The following is a 1,362-nucleotide window of genomic DNA, read 5'->3' as shown; positions in this document are numbered from 1 at the left end:
TCCTCCAGCCCGCCAAGCTGCGCTGTGGCGGGAGTACCCCGGAGGTTCTGATGGAGAATATAGCCTCGAGGAGCAGCGACTTATCGAAGATCTCATCCGCTTCGACTGGCCGGAAGACCAGGGGAAAGATCTCGCTCCCCTCTCCCCTGAGAGGAGCTGGCGGCCCAGCTGCAGCGGGAGTTGCGGGAAGATTTCCTGCGCACGGCGGTGATGACAGCCGTTGCCGACGGGGTATATTCCGAGCCGGAGGACCGTCTGTTGCACCAATTGGCCGCTGCCTTCGGACTGGAGCTTCCCCAGCTCCACCTGCTCGGGGCCACGCTGGTCAATAAGGGCGCCACCTCGCCATTGCCGGCAGAGGCTCAGGCCGAGAGCGGCTATACCGACCTTTTGGCTCCCTTGCAGAAGTGGCTGGACGGCATCCAAGTCTGCGACGCGAAGGTAGCCCGCTTCTTGTGCCGTATGATCCCCGGCCAGTGCCCCTTTGAGCGGGAGGTGGTGCTGTTTGGCCGCAAGGTGATGCACATCCCCCCATGTGCAAGCTCAACCCTCTCTACGACCAGGTGGTGGCCTTGCGCTGCCGTGCCCTCTCCTTCCTGGCAGAAGCCGGGGAAGACATCAGCCAGTACACAAAAGGATAGCTTGGTAGCCCCGCACTTTAGTGCAGGGCGGAAAAGCCCGCTAGCCACTTTAGTCGCTTACCCATGATGTGGGCCGTTGATATAGTTTTGAATTACCTCAGCCCTAGCATTCCCCGCGGTACAGAAACAATAACTTCTGCTCCAAACGCTAGGCAGTTTTCGCAGGTTAGCAAACTCCTGCCTTAAATATTTAGAAGCTCTACTTTTGAATGCTTTACGAAGCGATGGGCAAGCTATGGTGAGCTTTGCGCTGAGATGGCGAGAACCCAAAACAAGCACTTCATCGCAATGTATGTTTCCGCCGCGCAACAGACCTGTAAGTCTGTAGCTGGAGTGGGTCTATGCCAAGCCTGCCCAGCCCCAATCGCTGGATCCGAGAAAAGCTCTAGCAATTGACCACGGAGTCAACAACTGGCTTACGTGCGTTAGCAACTTAGGACATAGCTTCATCATTGATGGCCGCAAAGTCAAGTCCTTCAACCAGTGGCACAACAAGGAGCTGGCTAGGCTCAAGACTCACAAGCTGCGGGGGTTTTGGTTGCAAAAGCTTCGTCGAATTACGGAAACCGGAGAATGCGGTCCACAAAGCTGCGGGCAAGGTCATTGACTTCTGTTTACACCACTCAATTGGGAGAATCCTCTTCGGTTGGAACAAAGAACAAAAATAAGAATGCGGTTTTAACCAAAACTTTGTTTTCATTCCAACAGGTCGGTTCAAGGA

1 protein-coding gene and 2 pseudogenes are annotated in these 1,362 nt (G+C 55.3%); 2 read left to right on the top strand and 1 reads right to left on the bottom strand.

What is annotated here, in order from left to right:
- Nucleotides 1-210 precede the first annotated feature (210 nt).
- A pseudogene (locus tag NW848_RS00105) lies at nucleotides 211-641 on the top strand (Mo-dependent nitrogenase C-terminal domain-containing protein).
- 57 nt (nucleotides 642-698) lie between these two features.
- Here NW848_RS00105 and NW848_RS00100 read toward each other — a convergent pair.
- Nucleotides 699-857, bottom strand: a pseudogene (locus NW848_RS00100) (transposase); the annotation flags it as partial.
- A gap of 112 nt (nucleotides 858-969) precedes the next feature.
- Here NW848_RS00100 and NW848_RS00095 point away from each other — a divergent pair.
- The gene (locus NW848_RS00095; RefSeq protein WP_414510338.1) at nucleotides 970-1,248 is read left to right on the top strand and encodes a transposase; all 279 of its coding nucleotides are present in this window, start codon (nucleotides 970-972) and stop codon (nucleotides 1,246-1,248) included.
- Nucleotides 1,249-1,362: the final 114 nt, after the last annotated feature.

Source organism: Synechococcus sp. RC10A2 (genome assembly GCF_047502605.1).
This window is presented reverse-complemented; position numbering and strand designations above follow the sequence as displayed.